Here is a 17,124-nt window from a genome sequence, read left to right as displayed (position 1 = left end):
TAAACGTCTTAACTGCCCTATAAACGTCTTCATTTCCCTACAAAAAAGACACTGACCAAAAGCCAGTGTCTCTTCATAAACAGCACATCATGCACTGCATTGGCGTGTGACCAAGCTATGTGTGGCCAAGCTATACGCTGCCAAGACTAGACGCTGTCAAAACTGGCTGCGTTTAGTTGGCAAGTAAGCGAAATTAAAGGCCTAGTAGGCTCTTAGATTGTTGCTTACGGATTTCAGTCTCGTCAGCCCATTCAATCAAGCCAGACTCAAGATCCATTAGACGCATAGTCATTTTGTAGTAAACGTCTTCGTCGCTACCATCTTTCTTAACGATGCTTGATAGGTTGCCGTACAACATGTATTGAGCACCGACCATTTTACCGAATTGAATTGCTGAGCTTTGATTTACAAGCTCATCATTGTTTTGGAAGTTCAATTGGTCACGAACAGACTCTACACGGTCCATATCAACGAAACGGAACTTACCAGAATTCAGCATTTTAGTACTGATAGTGTCAGTGATTGACTCAGTATCGATGTGCTCACTTGTCTTGTTCTTAATTCGCTCTACGAACACGATTGGACGTTGCTCACGAGTAATGTAAGACACTGAACCAGACGCCATCATGCTATCGACCATTTCACCCGCAATCGTTTGAAGGTCAGTTGAACCGAAATCGATTGTCGTGGTTTCTACTGCTTGTGCATCACCGTAGCTTACCTTGTTTGAACAACCGCCTAAAATAACCGCTAAACCTAGTAGCGCAACGACACTCTTTTTCATTTTGTTTCCTCAACTTATCACTGAGCGGGGTTACCCACACTCTTAAATTCTTGTATTTACGAATCATTAGACCCGTTTTATCAGACTTACTGCTCTCGGAACTGGACTCTGAACTGAGTCGCTTTCGGGTTTACCGACACTTCCGACAACGAAATACTTTCAAAACCACGAACAATTGCTTGCTTCCAAGGGCCTTGCTTTAGGTTGACCTCAAGCCCGGCATCGTCGTACCAGTAAAAACGATAAAGGATATGTTGATCGCCTTTATAGTTACTGTTTAAACGAACGATTCCGCGCGTATGACCGTCGACCAGATCGGTACGGATATCTTCAACCTGTAAACGGCTGCCCAATACCTTGTCACCAAAGAAAACGTTCTGAGTCAGACTATCGACCCTTACGCCAGCTGTATTATCAGCACAACCAGCCAGAGCCATAACCGCTGCTAAGCTCACTAACCACTTTTTCATTACAGCCTCCCTAGCTGTTTATGCCACATTGTTGCATTGTTTCCTTGTCGAGAAATCCACACCAAGGTGGTCTGCCCTTCTCGAATATCAAAGTCATACGTTTTAGCGCCCGCTTCCAACGTATATTGACCGCTGTTTGCTACAAACGTGCTGCTCTTAATCTCTGCTGGTAATGATTGCCAGCTACGAGTGTCTGGTTGCTCAGTCAGTGCGTTCCACACGTTGAACAGAATATTACCGACATCATCGCCTTTGGTTGCTTCTTTACGAATGCGATCTTTCGCGACTACACGTAGCGCTTGGCGAATAACAATGCTCGTCATACGTTCAGATAAATCATTCTGAGCCATCGCGTTTACATCCGTGATCAGGTGTTCTTGTAAAGGTTGCCCGCTGATTCGCAAGGCAGAAAAACGCTCTACGTTTTGATTCGGGTAATAGGGGAGCGCAAGAGAGTATATTGCCCCCTGATCGCGACTGTCATAAACAGGTAAATCTAGTCGCCAACTGTCCATAGCTTGTACAGCGCTCTGCTCTTGAAGAACAATCACTCGCCCTTCACCTGTACTAAGTTTAGAAGACTGCTTATAGCGTTTTTCTAATGTCGCTAAATCTTGGCGCATCCCTAAACGAGCAGCTGTTGCCATCGTTCTGTCGATGATTTCTTGGTTATCTGGCATCACAGCCAAAGCACGACGATATTCAACATAGGCACTGTTTAAATCATTTGAAGCTTCATAAAGCAGACCAGACAAGAACATCAGATACGCATTCTGTACTGACTGCAGCTTTTTACCCGCATCAGGGTAATTAGCAAGGATGCTACCCACATTGGCAGACAGGCCTTGCTTCTTCGCATCGCTGGCTGCTTTGTCTAACTCAGCCTCACGTTGCTTCTTTGCTTGTTCTTGAACTTGGTTGGCGCGACGCATTTCGATCACCGCACCTTCTAAATCGTTTTTCTTGAGGTAATTTAAACCGAGATACAGATGAAGAAACCCCAGCTCATAATCGGCTGGCACATACTCGGTAATATTATCATTCACCGCCAACGCACCCACGCTGGTTGCACTGTCTGAAATCGAGATCACGGCTTTTCTTTGCTGCTCAGTTACCGCCTGATCCGCCACTTCAAACGAAGACTTACTCTCTGGGTATTGCTGATCCAGAAGGTTAATTCTACCTCTTTCAAAGTTATCAAGGATGTCACCCGCAGCGTAATCTGGTAGCTCTTGTTGAGCCTCTGAATAATCTCCAGATTTAACGGCTTGGTAGATCTCTTTGTTTTGCGCGCTGTAATGACTGAACAGGTTTCCTGCAGACATACTTGCACAGCCCACAGTCAACGCCGATAACAGGGCAATGGAAGCGAATCTAAACTGTTGCTTCACTTATCGTCTCCGTGCATGTTTAAAATGCCAACTTTGTTAGGGTCTGTTGACCTTTCGTGGTTAAATTTTGTTCGAGATAGAATCGTTTTAGGCGCGGCAAGGAGTATGTAGCCTAGTCATTCTAAGTTAATACTTCTTAACAAAGCATAAAACGATTCTAGCCGAACCCTTCAGGCAGTCTTTGTGGTTCATTTCTACTGCGTTATCAGCTTCTCATGTAGGCTAGCTACACTTCAAAGCCTCTGCCTTGTAGAAATTTCCCACAAAGTGCTGCAAAAATCAGCTCGAAAGATCAACAGACCCTAGTCTCATTATCAAAACGAAACGTGTTGTAAAAAGGATCTCAAGCCAGTTGAAACCCTACTGATTTAGCTTCTGCTTAGGCGATGCCGACATTCAGACAACAGATAGAACTTAAAGTTGGCATACAAACTACAAATTTTCCAACTAACTACTTGTGTTAACCCACTAATGAGCGCGTTTAAACTAGCTCGTTAGCTTTCATTAACTTGTTAGCTTTGCATTAGCTCATTAACTTTTTATTAGCTCATTAATAGCGGGCCAAGTGGACGGCCACCAACCAAGTGCATGTGAATATGATAAACCTCTTGGCCACCGTGAGAGTTACAGTTCACGATAAGACGATAGCCTTCTTCTGCGATGCCTTCTTCTTTTGCTAACTTGCGAGCCACGGTAAACATACGCCCCATCATGGCTTCATCTTCTACTTCAACATCATTCGTTGTTGGAATCAGCTTGTTTGGGATGATTAAGATATGGCTTGGAGCGCGAGGGTTGATATCGCGAAATGCCGTTACTAAATCGTCTTGGTATAGCAGATCTGCTGGGATTTCTTTATTGATGATCTTACTAAAAATGGTTTCTTCAGCCATGTTTCTCTCCGATAAAACATTTATTTTTTAATGCTTTGAGTATGCGCTATGCCGCATCAAACCACAATAAATCTGCTTTAAAGCATAATAAAAAACACCGTTCAAATCAAAGAAAACGAGCCTTAGCTCTCAAGAATGGCATGTTGGTTATAACTGAGGGCTATTTTTGACGTGTGCGTCATAAAATGCGTAAACGGAGCTCAATAGAATGCTGATAATTTTGTTAGTTTTACTTTGACCTGACATTAGGTCTGCATTTTTATTTAGGGAGAAAGCCATGAAGGGATCTGTGATCAAGCGTATGTACGCTGGTTTCGCACTGATCATCATCATGTTCGCAGTCACGATAACCATCATGATGAACAGCATGAATCAGATACACAGCAATTTTGAGAGTGTCTCAGAAACCTCACTACCACTTGTCGCGCTTTCAAATCAAACAAGTGTTCAATTGCTTTCTGCTGATAAATCATTCAAAGATTACTTAACCACACAAAACGCTGAACGCATGTCTGCAATGCGTACTGAGTTTGCTGCGTCACAAAACTCGTTTTCAGAAGTTCTCGGAAGTTTAGAAGCGGCAAGCCAAAACAATGTTTCGCTCACTGAACGCATTGCCCAATTAAGAGTAATGGAAGAACGCTACTTCGCCGAAGCTGACGAAGCGATGAACAACTACGTCGCAATGTTTGAAGCTCAAGAGCAAGTACAGAAAGCATCTCGCGATTTCCAACGCTTACATTCAGAGCTAACTGTTGGCATGAAAGAGTACGTTGCTGACCAAAAAAGCATCTCTGTAAAAGTGATGGCAAAAAGCTACTTCATTAAACTTCAAGATGCTGAAGTGATTACCTCTGATGCGCTAGCGAGTTCTGATGTTGCCTTCGTTCAGAAAGCTGTTAACCAAAACAAAAAGGCCGTTACTCACCTTAACTACGCTTACCGCGGCCTATCCACACAACTGCCAGCACTTAAAAATGTCTTTGATGAATCGGTTCAGAAGTTCACCAAAGACGTTGGTCAAAAAGGCGGTGTGTTGGACAAACACAACAACTACTTGAAAGCGAAACAAGCTCTGTACATCAACATTGCTAACTTAGCCGTAGAAATAGACCAAGCCATGGCTGTTTTAGACTCATTCAACGTGACTGCGGAAGAGCAACTGAACGCTTCACTTGAAGACGCAAGCAGCATCTACGACAAAGGCCTGTTCAATGCGATTGCAATTGGTATTGTTGTCACCGTATTCGCTGCAGCAATTGGTTACCATATTGCACATAGTGTAAGAGAGCCATTAACTCGCATTCTAGGTACATTAGAAGGCCTAACTGAAGGCGATATGACTCAGCGTATCGATATTCGTTATGACAACGAATTCAGCCGTGTGAGTCGTCACATCAACACCTTAGCCGACAACCTACGCAATATTCTGGTGAAACTGAATGACGCTTCAGACGACTTAACGAAGACCGCAAGCGTAAACCAGAAAACCTCTACAGAGACGCAAGCTCAACTGAACAGCCAACGTGAGCAAACGGCAACTGTCGCGACCGCAATGACAGAAATGTCTCATTCTGTACAAGAAGTGGCGAACAGCGCGCAAAGTTCACTAACCATGGTTCAACAAGTAGAATCGGCTTCTGAGTCTGGCCGTCAGATAATGAACACCAACATCAGTACCATTAACCAGCTTGAGGTTCGCCTTACTGAATCTGTTGGTGCTGTAGGTGAGCTGCAACAGATGAGTAGCCAGATTGGCTCAATCCTCGACGTGATCCGTGGTATTGCAGAACAAACCAACCTACTTGCACTCAACGCAGCAATCGAAGCGGCGCGTGCCGGTGAGCAAGGCCGTGGTTTTGCAGTGGTTGCCGATGAAGTACGCGTGCTAGCACAGAAGACCACTCAATCAACGTCTGAAATCGAGACCATGATCAGCAACCTGCAATCAAGCTCGAAAACAGCAAGCAACGTGATTGAAAGTTGTATGAGCGATATGGACATGTCGGTTCAACAAGCTTCAAGTGCCAACAGTGCGATGGAAGAGATCCAAGCCTTGATTCTAGAGATCAGCCACATGAGTACACACATCTCTCAAGCAGCCGCAGAGCAGAGTGAAACTTCTGGTGATATTGCGCGGAATATAGAAGACATCAACCACATCGCAGATAAGAGTTACCAAGCGATGTCTTCAATTGCTGAGGCAAGCCAAAACCTAACAATTCTCGCAAACCAGCAAGGTGATTTGGTTCATCAGTTCAAGCTATAGGTAGCTGAGAAATTGATAGATATTTAGTGAGAATATTGGGACTTCTTACCCAATAGTGATAACTATTTGAACAAGGGCAACTTTTATCAAGGGTTGCCCTTGTTTTTTATGATCTTTGTCATTATATGATTATTAAGGCTTGCTGCTTCCCGTTTTTTCTTTCACCTTTATGAGCGAGCCGCTATTAAGGAATTTATATGGCTGTTCATGTTGGCATTATCGATCAAGATCCCATTCGCTTGATCACCCCACTACTCGATAACCGAACGATCAGCACTCACATCGTGTTCATCGGTGACAAGAATCAAGTCAGTATTTACCAACGCTTAGACAGCGTTTTGCAGAAGCGCGACATTACGAGTGAATTTTTCGAGATTCCAACCCTCGTAAATACATCCGCGATTAAAGAGTCTATCCAAAACCTTGCCGAAGACCTCAAAGCTCGTGGTGAAGAAGTGAAACTCAATGCAAGTTGTGGCCTTCGTCATCGCCTACTTTCTGTCTACGAAGTATTTCGTACTTACCACTGGCCAATCTTTGTTGTTGAACCAAACAGTGACAAGCTGTGCTGGCTTTACCCGAATGGCAAAGAAGACGCACAAGTTCAAGATCGAATCACTATCGACGACTACCTGACTGTGTTCGGCGCTCGTGGTGAATTCAGCGATGTACAGCTGTCTCCGCAACTTGATCAAAAGCTTTATGAGCTAGGTGAACGCTGGGCAAGTAATGCACTAGAACTCGGCCCAGGCCTTGCTACATTGAACTATCTTGCAACGACCTGCCGCAAAGAACAGAGGCTTGATGTGGGGTTGTCAGAGAAACAACAAGGTTATCGCGAGCTAAACATGCTGTTGAGCGATTTGGTTGAAGCTAAGATCGCCACTTATGACAATGGTATTTTGACGTTTGCCAATGAAGACGCACGACGCTTCTCAAACGGCGAATGGCTTGAAACATTGGTTCATAGCACAGTTAAGCAAATCCAAGATGACATGCCGACCATTCAAGATCGCTCTTTGAATGTTCAGGTTTATCGTCAACTCGGTGAGCGCGAGGTGCGTAATGAGCTTGATGTTGCTTCTGTAGTGAACAATAAGCTGCACATCATCGAGTGTAAGACCAAAGGTATGCGTGATGATGGCGATGATACCTTGTACAAGCTGGAATCGCTTAGAGACCTTCTGGGTGGCCTACAAGCACGTGCAATGTTGGTGAGCTTCCGCCCTCTTCGTCATAATGACATCACACGAGCAGAAGATCTTGGCCTTGCATTGATTGGCCCTGACGAATTAAAAGATCTTAAAACACACCTAGCGGCATGGTTTACCGCTGCCGGTGGTGATGAAGATTTAGAATGCTAAAAGCCAATAGACTCTTGAGAGCTCAACGCTCTTAAGTAAATCTAAAAAGGCGAATGACTGCTTAAGTCACTCGCCTTTTTTGTTCTCCAGCCATTTATCTGTTCCGCTCTATTTCCACCTTTCAACTCTCTATGTCTCTAATTTCTTTGCCCCATAAAAAATGGCCGCATCATTTGATGCGGCCATTTTTAAATCTTGGAAACAGACTTAAAGCATTTTTATAACTAAAAGTATGTTTACAACTTAAAGCATTTTACGAGCAGCTTCTACAACCACTTTGATTGAACGCGCTTCTGTTACTTTTAGCGTTTCGTGATCAGGCGTCTCTTTTTGAGTACGGTTGATGATTACACCAGCAACACAACCCGCTTTAAGACCAGAACTTGCACACATAGTTAGAAGCGTTGCAGATTCCATTTCGAAGTTTAGAACACCCATGTCTTGCCATTCTTGCATAGAGCCTTGGAAACGCTTAACAACGCGACCAGAGAACGTGTCGTAACGCTCTTGACCTGGGTAGAACGTATCGCTTGATGCCGTTACGCCCATGTGAACTGTTGCACCTGATTCATCAACTGCCGCTTTCATTGCTGTTGCAACTTCAAAGTCAGCCACTGCTGGGAACTCCATAGGAGCAAAGTGCAGGCTAGCACCGTCTAGACGAACAGAACCTGTAGAAACAATCATGTCACCCACGTTTACGTGTGGTTGGATAGCACCAGTAGTACCAACACGTAGGAAAGTGCGAACACCAAGTTGAGCAAGCTCTTCAACTGCGATAGAAGTCGATGGACCACCGATACCTGTTGAACATACAACAACTGGCTTGCCGTCTAGCTCTGCGCGGTAAAGCGTGTATTCACGGTGACTAGCAAGAAATACAGGATTCTCCATCTCTTCGGCAATTTTTTGCACACGAGCAGGATCACCAGGAATGATCGCAAGAGTAGCACCGTTAAGATCTGCTTCAGTAACACCTAAATGGAAAACAGCTTGAGACATAGTTCGCTCCTTTTGGCTTATTGGGCTTTTTACCCTTATTTAAGCTCATAGTAAATTCGTGGGGTACGAACACACTCTAACCAAGCTCATTACAAAATGAAGTGACGAGCGTCACACCAATGATCGCAACAAGATTTCAAGTTTCACGAAAAACCGATTGGCATCACAAAAATAAGCAATCTACACGCATGTGTTGCATACGAATGAGACAAAAAACGCCTTTAACGTATTACCGCTAAAGGCGCTTTTTATATTAGGCGTTTTTGATATTAGGTGCTTTTAAATTGAGAGCGTCCTACATCAAGAACCTGAAACTAATCCGCTTTTGATTTGAATCGAAGTAAACGAAGAGCGTTGAGTGTCACCAAAGCTGTCGCACCACTATCCGCTAAAACTGCCACCCACAAACCAGTAATACCTAACAAGCTTGTCACTAAGAACACACCTTTCAAACCAAGTGCAAGAGCTACGTTTTGGCGAATGTTATTCATGGTCGCTTGCGACAGTTCAATCATCGCTGGTAACTCAGTTAAACGGTTGTGAGTCAGTGCTGAATCCGCAGTTTCAAGGGCAACATCCGTACCACCGCCCATTGCGATACCTACATTTGCCGTTTTCATAGCTGGCGCATCGTTGATGCCATCGCCCACCATGGCCACGTGTGACTGCTGAGATAACTGTTCAACGTAAGACACCTTATCGCTTGGCAATAGGCTTGCTTTATACTGCATACCAATCTTGCAGCTGATCGCTGCCGCGCTTCGCGGGTTATCCCCAGTAAGCATGATAGATTGAATACCCAAATCATTGAGTCGTTCAATCGCAAGCTTAGCGTCACTGCGTAACGTGTCTTGCCAAGCAATCAGACCAATCACAGTCGCAGCTTGCTCGGTTGATTCTTTTTGATCTTTAAGCTCAAGAGCAACCACAACCGTCTTGCCCTCGCCTTCTAATGCCTCAACCTGAGAAACAACATCGGCACCAAGATCGAACGTCACCTTAGAAGGCGATAGAACCTGATACTTAACACCATCAACATCACCTTCAACACCACTACCGATCAGCGCGGTCTTGTTGTGTGATTCAGGAATCTCAATATTCAGTTCTTTCACTTTAGCAACTAGCGACTGCGCCAATGGGTGAGTAGAACCCACTTCAATTGCTCCAACCACACGCAGCATCGCATCTTGTTGCCAACCTGATAGAGGCTGAATGTCCGTAACCTGAGGCTTACCTTCAGTCAGTGTGCCGGTCTTATCGAAGGCAATAGTTTGAATTTTACCAAGCTGCTCCAGTGCTGCGCCGCCTTTAATTAGCGCACCACGTTTCGCGGCTGCTGCTAAACCAGACGTAATCGCGGCTGGAGTTGATATAACCAACGCACACGGACAAGCAATCAACAATAGCGCTAAACCACGATAGACCCATGTTTCCCATGGCTGTGCGAACAGCAATGGTGGTGTGATGATGACTAAAAGAGCCACCAACATCATTAACGGTGTATACCAGCGACTGAACTTATCGAGGAATCGCTCGAGCGGCGCTTTACGAGATTCTGCTTCTTCAATCAGGTGAAGAATACGGTCGATCGCGTTCTCACCCTGTTTTGAAGTGATGGTAATACGCACCACTTTATCGACCACCACAGCGCCAGCCATGATGCTATTGCCTTCGATATGTTCAACAGGAACAGATTCCCCCGTTAATGCACTTTCATCGAAGCTTGCAGCGTCGGTAATCAGTTGGCCATCAGCAGGTAAACGAGAGCCTGCCGCCACTTCAATCACATCACCGGGAACCAGTTCACTGACTGCAACTTCAACACGTTCGCCGTTGATAATCTTGGTGGCATTTTCTGGTACCAATGCCATTAGCGCTTGAACGCCACTTCTTGCTCTTGATGAAGCAAACGCTTCTAAGCGCTCACCAATCAAGAACAACAGTAAAACCATCGCCGCTTCCGCGGTTTCGCCCAGGTACAAGGCCCCCAGCGCGGCAACACTCATTAGAGTTTCTATTGCGAAAGGTGTTCCTGAACGTGCCAGCTGAACCGCTTTCTTAGCCACCGGATATAATCCGAGTAGGCAGGTTGCGGTGAATAAGCCCTCACTTAATTGAGGATATGTACTTTTCAGAAGCGCAGCGAACAGCATTGCCGCTGCAATCGCGATAATCTGAAAATTAGGTTGGATGTACGCTTGCCAAAAAGTCTCAGGTTGTTGTTTTTCTTTCTTAGAACCGACTTCCGAAAGAGGGAAACCCGTTTTGATAGAGACCTGTTCAATGGTGTCGGCAAGACCTTCATTATCGAATTTAACAACCAGTTTTTCGGTAGCAAAGAGAACCTTCGCTTGAATAACACCGTCAATATTACTGATCGCGTTTTCTATTTTTCTTGCACAAGCTGGGCAGTCCATTCCGGCAACCAGCCAACTTTTGGAAAATTGGGCGTTAAGAGACTCAGTTAAGGGCAGCCGGTCTTCTTCTCCACTGTCTGAACCACAACAATCATCTGCTGCTGCAGAAGCCGTCGTAGAACTACAGCATGATGAAGTACCCGCTGCCGTGATGCTGGAAATTTTAGGACTGGAACAGCTTGCTCCTGCCGCTTGAGGTTGAACGTCCACTTTTGTTGAGCGGCACGCTGCATGTTTTGCGCACATAATGTATCTCCTTAATACTCAAAAGCCTTGAGGTTGTTGCTGGCTAATCACAGCAACCAAACCTTAAGTTCATCAAAAGTATAAACCTTGGAGGCTACTCCAAGGTCAAGAAGAAATTGTCCAAGGCCAAGAAGAAATTTGCAAACCGACCAATCTCATATTGGAATGCCGGTGTTATTGCGACTTGAACTCTTTACACTCTTCTCTGTTCGCAGATACATCATCAATAAGAACCGCATCGTGTGAGCAAAACGGTTGCGTATTCAAGCTCACTATCGACACATCGTCTTCTACAGGGTCAACTTGGGAACCTTGCATAAGCTCGGCAATATGATAGCGAAGCACCAGGGTGCCGAGTATTCCGAACAAAACATTACCCAAGGCTTGCCCATACAACACACCCAATGCGCCATACCATTGCGAGCCTAAGTAGACGAACGGCAATGTACCGAGAGTGGCTTTACCCAGATTCAGCGCTGTCGAGTAAAGCGGTTTACCCAGGTTATTGAAAGACGTATTCGCAACAAACAGCGCGCCATTAAAGGTAAAAGTTAAGGCGACATAAGTACAAAATGCTGCAACAATAATTGCTGCATCACCTTGCAGGCTAAAGCCTTGGATCACATAGTCTTGGACAAAGTACAACAGAATACAGACGGCGATAGTGTATGCCGTAGTAACCAACAATGAGTTGTTGAGTGTTTCTTTTACTCTGTCCATTCGTTCTGCACCAAAGTTTTGCCCAATGATTGGGCCTACAGCGCCGGACAAGGCAAAAATAACCGCAAAGCAAACCGGCGTTAGACGACCAATCACGGCAAAACCCGCGACAAAATCCTCACCGTATTGTGCGATACCCGTTGTCACAATCGCATTACCGATAGGTGTTGCGGTATTGGTGATAATTGCGGGAAGCGCAATGGCCAATATAGGGCGAATATTAATGCGCCACTGCACCAGTGAAGGAGGTGCAACCAAGTGATGACTACGAATCAGAGGATACAGCGAGAAAAGAAGCACCGAAAAACGGGCAAAAACAGAAGCAATAGCCGCCCCTTCTATATTCCAACCAAAACCAAAAATAAACAGAGGATCCAAAATCGCATTAACGATACCGCCCGACAAAGTCGCCCACATCGAACGTTTGGCATCTCCTGCCGCCCTCAAACCCGCACCAGCCGCCATCGCCAACGCCAAAAATGGGCCACTTGGCAATAAAATCTGTAGGTAAGCTTGGGCACGCTCTGCGGCAACCCCTTTTGCCCCTATAGCGGCTAACAGTTCTGGGATATAAGCAAACATCACCGCGGTAATCGTCAAACTGATGACAAAAGCAGTCAGCATAATACTGGTGGCGAGGTTTCGAGCGTGTTCCTGATTCTTTGAACCGATCGCTTTGGAAACTAACGCGCCCATAGCAATGGAAGTACCGATCGAAACGGAGGTAGAGAAAAAAGTCAGCGTGCCTGCAAAACCCACCGCAGCGGCCAATTCGACTTGTCCCAACATACTGATGAACAACATATCGAGTAAATCGACCACGAATAACGCCATCAAACCGACTGAGCCAGCCCCCGACATCACCAAGATGTGGCGCATCGTTGAACCTTCTACAAACTTTGCCGTTTGATTTGACATGAAACCTCCAAAAGCTGAGACACCCACAAGCAAGCTCTCTAAACTAGTGACCCAAAACTAGCGTTCCACAAGCTAGGGAGCGACAAAGAAAGGATCGACCAAGAAAAGCTCTATACAGAAAAAAGGCGCTAGTGCGCCTTTTTCAATTGAGGGTATTGAGAAAAATAATCGTTCTTAACACGCTACTATACCTGATGTTTGAAGCATTCTTCCAAGTTCTTGCCGATTGCTCTCAAAACATCGGTTCTGGTGATAATACCCACTAGCTTTTTATTATCGAGCACTGGATAAGCTTTGGGTTTACCCACTTGCATCATATCTGCCAATTCAATGATGGATAAGTCTGGTGATACCGATAGCACCTCTTGGTACATACAATCACCCACAATGTGTGTGTCTTGGCAGAAATAGCTCACCTTCACCAATTTTTCTAATAAATCTTGCTCAGAAAGGAAACCAATAACTTGCTCATTATCATCAATTACTGGACCGCCCATGTGATGGCTGCTCATTACTCTATCTAACGCGAGACTTAACGGCATGTCAGGAGTGAATGTCACAACCTGCGGCGTCATGTAATCTTTCACTTTTATTGAATGCATTGCGTTCTCCCTAAATACTTTTCGTCATGTCTTTTTCTATCTTGTTAACCTAATTGTTGTCTAAAATCTTGATTTTACTAAATGGATTTCAACAATTTTATTGATAGGTAAAACCTACCAAGGCGAGAAAACAAGGTCACAAAAGGCTTGTGAGCATTTTTACGCGAGCAAAAAAATAAAAAATAGAGTCCTTACAAAGCCTTACTTTATGACACTGGCTTGAATGAATAAACCTTGTACTCTTCACGCCATAAATAATTATATCGTTACAATTAGGCCGTTTATGCAACACAACAACAGTATGTACGCGTACATTTATTCCGGTGTCGATGGTACAGAAAACACCCTCATCGCCACTGTCGACAACCAAGAAAAGCCCCTTATCTCTAGCTGCGTCGATGAGATAAAACACATGTCTAGCTTAGCGATTGATCTAGCGGCAAAACACAATTTGAAAGTAAAGTTGGTCAAATACCAAAGAGCACAAGAGATCGACTTCGGCTTGTTCGTTAAATAGCAGACTCATCACACATGTCTTGACCGACAAGCTCAACAAGCATTGTCAACGACACATGAATACCGTATTTTGTGGCAAGTTCTTGAGTAGGTAATCACATTGACGATGATTACCTGCTTTAACCGATAAGCGCTCGAATTGGAGACATCCGTCGCACCGCTTTTCATTGTCCAAACGGTTCACTATGACTTCGCTTCGTTCACCTCAAACCGCTCTATCTCACTTTATCCCTAAGCTAAAAAGCTACTTTAGCGAATTGTTAGATTTCCAATCGCGCATTTGGGTGGTTCATATCTTTGAAGACTCCATCACCGATCAGTCCTTTGTGATAAATGAAGATGGCTTTAAAGAGCCGTTAGAGTGGATGAAGAAACGAGCCTATCAAACAGCAATGCTTGAACGAGTTGAGAAGATGAAAATTTCACAAGTGATTGAGATTCAATTCGAAGACAAGATGCATCGATTGATGCGAGTGAAGTAGCTCTATTGTTTGGGCATTCACGAAAGGCCCTTGCTAGAAATTAAGCATAAAAAAGGCCAGCGCTCGCTGACCTTCTCTCATTGGTTAAACCATCATCTAACGCGCACAATACTCATGCCACAGACGCACCGCTTTCTGGTATGCCTCAGTTTTATCGTGCGTTTCTGCGAATAAAATCGCAGTCATACTGTCCACAACACTGTTCGCCATCAGCTCCATCTCATCTTCCGGTGTACCCAGTACACATTCAGAAGGCATAGGCAGTTCAACATTCATCGTGCCTTCCCAGTAGAAAGATTCCACCTTCTCAGGAGAACTCATCCAGACCGTTTGACTCACTTTAGGGTTGTATTCTGATTCGCCATTCATGCCTTTGAATGAAATCACCGAGTGCGATTTATTGCCAATCACATGCTCTACTTCTGCATGAAGTTGTGGGAATCCAGGGTGGAAACTGCCACGTAAACCCAAACGACCACCACCTGGGTTCAATGCTCGTACTACAGTATTAATCGGCGTTCTCAGCCCGTAACGGTGTTTCCAACCAATCATAGTTTGAGCTTCAGGTGCGAAGTTCGCCAAAGGCAAATAGGCGATACCATCCGCTTCAAGGATCTGCTTGGCGTCTTGTGGGTCTTGAGCTCGGCGAACACCAACACACTCTAGGTGAGTCTCAACGTGCGTGCGGCCACTTGGTTTGTCCATGTAGCCGTGCATTAAGACTTTATAGCCATTATCAGCTAAGATTTTTGCCGCCAACAAATTCCAAGGCTTACCACTGGCGGTATCGTTACGCTTACCTGCGTAGCACGGCCAGTCAATATCGGCGCCTAAGTCTGGCACTCGAGATTGAAATGCTTTTACAAAGCCAGCGATCTCTTCATTGGTTTCATTCTGCACACGAATCAACATCAGTAGCATAGCCATTTGGTCGTCACCGACCTCTCCGCTTAAATACTCATCCATGATGCGGTAGGCTTGTTCGAACGATAAAGGCTTACGCCCTCTTTCTCCTCGTCCAACTGTACGAATACACTCTAAAATACTACTCATTGATTGTTTATTCTCTTCCGTTGATATCAATAAAATTCGAATACACTTTCGATTCTATGATACCCACAGTGCATTGCAAAGCGATTCAGTTGCTATCGACCTAATTACCAATACGTGGATTGGTGTTCTAAAAGTAAACTTACTGGTGTAAAATTATCGTATGCAATGCTAACTGCGACCTATTGAGTAATATCCAAATGACTGTAAAAAAAACGCTGAGCCAAAGAAAACGTGAATCGATCGTTGCCGCTGCTATCGCAGAGTTTACTGAGCACGGTTACAAGGCCACCAGCATGGATAAAATATCGAGCAGCGCGGAAGTATCAAAGCGCACTGTTTACAACCACTTTGCCAGCAAAGAACTGCTTTTAGATGAGATTCTAGACAGTATTTGGAGCAAGACTCTCGCCGCGACGCATTTCCCTTATCAAGCAGAACTGCCTCTTAATGAGCAGCTCGCTTCGATTGCTAATCAAGAACTAGAGCTTTTAGAATCAGAAGGCTTTATCGATTTATCTCGCGTGCTGTTCTCAGAGTATTTCCATAACGCCGAACTGGCGCATCAAGCTATGGAGAAATATTCCCAAGCAGAAAGTGGACTCACAACCTGGATTAAAGCAGCACAGGCAGATGACCGCTTAATTGAACTAGACCCTCTATTTGCATCTACCCAATTTATTGCACTGTTAAAGTCTTTTGCATTTTGGCCACAAATCATTGGTCATGCGCCGTCACCGAATGCGGAACACAAACAGGTGATCATCCAGTCCAGTGTCGAGATGTTCCTGAAACAGTATCAAGCGTAATAAAAGTTGAGCTCGGTTAAGTTTTATTGGGTTTGATTAGAGATGCACAAACGAGTGAGGTATGATTCGCCCGCTTCACTCGTTTACCAAGACTAAGAATTCATGCCAAAGTTGATTAACAAAATTTGGGTACACGCTTTCATGCTCTTCGCTATGCTAATGGCCACCATTAGTGTGGACAGCATCGCGAGCAGCAATGCTCTGCAAGCCCCCCAAGCTCAATCAACTTCTGCCAATAGCTTCTCTTTCTCTGCTTCTAACATCAGCTCTGTAGAGAGCACCCCAACACCTTTTTCCAGCGCACAACCCAACGTTGAGCACCACTGTTGTGGATCGGTCTGTCTACTGAAAATGCCACCACTGATCGTTTCTGAATCTTTCGAACCGCAGATTGAATCACTGGCACTGATAGAAAAAGAGCCTTCGCACAAAGCGATTGTTGCACCACAAGCGCCATACCGCCCCCCTATTTCCTAATCGTTTGTCCCTGTTTGGCAATCTCTGCCACCAAGTTATAACAGCATTTTTGCTGTATCAAATGACATCCGAATTTAGGAAATGAACACATGAAAAAACTATTTAGCCTCTTTGCCGCTCTACTCTTAAGCGCTTCAGTAAACGCCGCACAATTTGAAGAAGGCACGCACTACAAAATCCTTGATGTAGCAAAGGCCGACAAGCCTGTCGTTACCGAATTTTTCTCTTTCTATTGTCCGCACTGTTACAAGTTTGAAGGCGTAATTAAATACCTAAAAGCAGACTTGCCAAAGTCAGCAAGCTTCCAAAAAGTGCACGTCGCTTTTATGGGTAACAACATGGCAGTACCAATGGCAAAAGCTTACGCGACCATGATTGCTCTAGACGCTGAAGAGAGTTTGGTTCCTGCAATGTTTGCTCAGATCCATGAGAAGCAACAAACACCAAAAAATGAGGCAGAACTGCGTGAAGTGTTCATTGATAACGGTATTGATGCGAAAAAGTTTGATGCGGCATACAACAGCTTTGCAGTGAATTCGATGCAAAAACGTTTCGATAAAGAGTTTGTTCAAAGCACGCTAACAGGTGTTCCTGGAGTTCTGGTTAACAACAAATACATCGTGAAACCGGATCAAATCAAGAGCTACGAAGAATACAATCAGCTAGTGAGTTACCTACTCACACTTTAGTACTCATTCGCTTGTTTTAACTGCC

General features: G+C 44.7%; 16 protein-coding genes. 7 read left to right on the top strand and 9 right to left on the bottom strand.

The genetic code is table 11. From position 1 onward, the window contains the following. Positions 1-193: 193 nt before the first annotated feature. The 4 genes from lpoB to hinT form a co-directional block, all read right to left on the bottom strand. Positions 194-784, bottom strand: a complete 591-nt coding sequence (lpoB, locus tag M4S28_RS06420) for a penicillin-binding protein activator LpoB (RefSeq protein ID WP_004736264.1) — start codon at positions 782-784, stop codon at positions 194-196. A gap of 86 nt (positions 785-870) precedes the next feature. Beyond that, positions 871-1,254, bottom strand: coding sequence for a YcfL family putative periplasmic lipoprotein (locus M4S28_RS06415; RefSeq protein WP_017060222.1), 384 nt, complete (start codon positions 1,252-1,254; stop codon positions 871-873). After that, positions 1,254-2,645 (bottom strand): COG3014 family protein, encoded by a 1,392-nt coding sequence (locus M4S28_RS06410; RefSeq protein ID WP_249632532.1) that lies wholly within the window; start codon positions 2,643-2,645, stop codon positions 1,254-1,256. Before M4S28_RS06410 ends, M4S28_RS06415 begins: the two co-directional genes overlap by 1 nt. Before the next feature lie 542 nt (positions 2,646-3,187). Continuing rightward, entirely contained in the window at positions 3,188-3,538 is a 351-nt protein-coding gene (gene hinT, locus M4S28_RS06405) for a purine nucleoside phosphoramidase (protein WP_249632531.1), read from the bottom strand. A gap of 277 nt (positions 3,539-3,815) precedes the next feature. On the opposite strand from hinT, the gene M4S28_RS06400 reads away from it, so the two are divergent. Together M4S28_RS06400 and M4S28_RS06395 are read left to right on the top strand one after the other, a co-directional pair. Next, positions 3,816-5,807, top strand: coding sequence for a methyl-accepting chemotaxis protein (locus tag M4S28_RS06400; RefSeq protein ID WP_065607623.1), 1,992 nt, complete (start codon positions 3,816-3,818; stop codon positions 5,805-5,807). A gap of 197 nt (positions 5,808-6,004) precedes the next feature. Continuing rightward, positions 6,005-7,171, top strand: a complete 1,167-nt coding sequence (locus M4S28_RS06395; protein WP_004736271.1) for a DUF1887 family protein — start codon at positions 6,005-6,007, stop codon at positions 7,169-7,171. A gap of 243 nt (positions 7,172-7,414) precedes the next feature. On the opposite strand, the gene udp is transcribed toward M4S28_RS06395, so the two are convergent. From udp to M4S28_RS06375, 4 genes are all read right to left on the bottom strand, one after another. Continuing rightward, the gene (udp, locus tag M4S28_RS06390) at positions 7,415-8,173 is read right to left on the bottom strand and encodes a uridine phosphorylase (RefSeq protein WP_004736272.1); all 759 of its coding nucleotides are present in this window, start codon (positions 8,171-8,173) and stop codon (positions 7,415-7,417) included. 314 nt (positions 8,174-8,487) lie between these two features. Continuing rightward, entirely contained in the window at positions 8,488-10,836 is a 2,349-nt protein-coding gene (locus tag M4S28_RS06385; RefSeq protein ID WP_249632530.1) for a zinc/cadmium/mercury/lead-transporting ATPase, read from the bottom strand. A 174-nt stretch (positions 10,837-11,010) separates the two neighbouring features. Beyond that, the gene (locus M4S28_RS06380) at positions 11,011-12,474 is read right to left on the bottom strand and encodes an MATE family efflux transporter (RefSeq protein WP_017086104.1); all 1,464 of its coding nucleotides are present in this window, start codon (positions 12,472-12,474) and stop codon (positions 11,011-11,013) included. Positions 12,475-12,659: 185 nt separating this feature from the next. Then, the gene (locus M4S28_RS06375) at positions 12,660-13,076 is read right to left on the bottom strand and encodes a CBS domain-containing protein (protein WP_017078938.1); all 417 of its coding nucleotides are present in this window, start codon (positions 13,074-13,076) and stop codon (positions 12,660-12,662) included. 283 nt (positions 13,077-13,359) lie between these two features. Here M4S28_RS06375 and M4S28_RS06370 point away from each other — a divergent pair, with 283 nt between their 5' ends. Together M4S28_RS06370 and M4S28_RS06365 are read left to right on the top strand one after the other, a co-directional pair. Further along, the gene (locus tag M4S28_RS06370) at positions 13,360-13,593 is read left to right on the top strand and encodes a hypothetical protein (protein WP_017078937.1); all 234 of its coding nucleotides are present in this window, start codon (positions 13,360-13,362) and stop codon (positions 13,591-13,593) included. Between the two features lie 184 nt (positions 13,594-13,777). Next, positions 13,778-14,074: a hypothetical protein gene (locus tag M4S28_RS06365; protein WP_102449355.1), complete on the top strand. Its 297-nt coding sequence runs from the start codon at positions 13,778-13,780 to the stop codon at positions 14,072-14,074. A gap of 96 nt (positions 14,075-14,170) precedes the next feature. Here M4S28_RS06365 and M4S28_RS06360 read toward each other — a convergent pair whose 3' ends face one another. Then, a complete protein-coding gene (locus M4S28_RS06360; protein WP_032546021.1) occupies positions 14,171-15,127 on the bottom strand; it encodes a glycosyl transferase family protein in 957 nt (318 codons plus the stop codon). Positions 15,128-15,324: 197 nt separating this feature from the next. On the opposite strand from M4S28_RS06360, the gene M4S28_RS06355 reads away from it, so the two are divergent. The 3 genes from M4S28_RS06355 to M4S28_RS06345 all read left to right on the top strand — a co-directional run bounded on the left by M4S28_RS06355 (position 15,325) and on the right by M4S28_RS06345 (position 17,099). Then, the gene (locus M4S28_RS06355) at positions 15,325-15,933 is read left to right on the top strand and encodes a TetR/AcrR family transcriptional regulator (RefSeq protein ID WP_249632529.1); all 609 of its coding nucleotides are present in this window, start codon (positions 15,325-15,327) and stop codon (positions 15,931-15,933) included. A gap of 102 nt (positions 15,934-16,035) precedes the next feature. Then, complete coding sequence (locus tag M4S28_RS06350) at positions 16,036-16,410, top strand: hypothetical protein (protein ID WP_108150694.1); 375 nt, start codon at positions 16,036-16,038, stop codon at positions 16,408-16,410. A gap of 89 nt (positions 16,411-16,499) precedes the next feature. Then, positions 16,500-17,099, top strand: coding sequence for a thiol:disulfide interchange protein DsbA/DsbL (locus tag M4S28_RS06345; protein ID WP_249632528.1), 600 nt, complete (start codon positions 16,500-16,502; stop codon positions 17,097-17,099). Positions 17,100-17,124: the final 25 nt, after the last annotated feature.

Origin of the sequence: Vibrio sp. J383, assembly GCF_023503985.1 — a bacterium.
GTDB classification, from domain to species: Bacteria; Pseudomonadota; Gammaproteobacteria; order Enterobacterales; family Vibrionaceae; genus Vibrio; species Vibrio splendidus.
This window is presented reverse-complemented; position numbering and strand designations above follow the sequence as displayed.

Excerpts from the sequence above, each read along its gene's own strand:
- lpoB (WP_004736264.1), bottom strand. The coding sequence starts at position 784 with ATGAAAAAGAGTGTCGTTGCGCTACTAGGTTTAGCGGTTATTTTAGGC.
- M4S28_RS06415 (WP_017060222.1), bottom strand. The coding sequence starts at position 1,254 with ATGAAAAAGTGGTTAGTGAGCTTAGCAGCGGTTATGGCTCTGGCTGGT.
- hinT (WP_249632531.1), bottom strand. The coding sequence starts at position 3,538 with ATGGCTGAAGAAACCATTTTTAGTAAGATCATCAATAAAGAAATCCCA.
- M4S28_RS06400 (WP_065607623.1), top strand. The coding sequence starts at position 3,816 with ATGAAGGGATCTGTGATCAAGCGTATGTACGCTGGTTTCGCACTGATC.
- M4S28_RS06395 (WP_004736271.1), top strand. The coding sequence starts at position 6,005 with ATGGCTGTTCATGTTGGCATTATCGATCAAGATCCCATTCGCTTGATC.
- udp (WP_004736272.1), bottom strand. The coding sequence starts at position 8,173 with ATGTCTCAAGCTGTTTTCCATTTAGGTGTTACTGAAGCAGATCTTAAC.
- M4S28_RS06385 (WP_249632530.1), bottom strand. The coding sequence starts at position 10,836 with ATGTGCGCAAAACATGCAGCGTGCCGCTCAACAAAAGTGGACGTTCAA.
- M4S28_RS06380 (WP_017086104.1), bottom strand. The coding sequence starts at position 12,474 with ATGTCAAATCAAACGGCAAAGTTTGTAGAAGGTTCAACGATGCGCCAC.
- M4S28_RS06375 (WP_017078938.1), bottom strand. The coding sequence starts at position 13,076 with ATGCATTCAATAAAAGTGAAAGATTACATGACGCCGCAGGTTGTGACA.
- M4S28_RS06370 (WP_017078937.1), top strand. The coding sequence starts at position 13,360 with ATGCAACACAACAACAGTATGTACGCGTACATTTATTCCGGTGTCGAT.
- M4S28_RS06365 (WP_102449355.1), top strand. The coding sequence starts at position 13,778 with ATGACTTCGCTTCGTTCACCTCAAACCGCTCTATCTCACTTTATCCCT.
- M4S28_RS06360 (WP_032546021.1), bottom strand. The coding sequence starts at position 15,127 with ATGAGTAGTATTTTAGAGTGTATTCGTACAGTTGGACGAGGAGAAAGA.
- M4S28_RS06355 (WP_249632529.1), top strand. The coding sequence starts at position 15,325 with ATGACTGTAAAAAAAACGCTGAGCCAAAGAAAACGTGAATCGATCGTT.
- M4S28_RS06350 (WP_108150694.1), top strand. The coding sequence starts at position 16,036 with ATGCCAAAGTTGATTAACAAAATTTGGGTACACGCTTTCATGCTCTTC.
- M4S28_RS06345 (WP_249632528.1), top strand. The coding sequence starts at position 16,500 with ATGAAAAAACTATTTAGCCTCTTTGCCGCTCTACTCTTAAGCGCTTCA.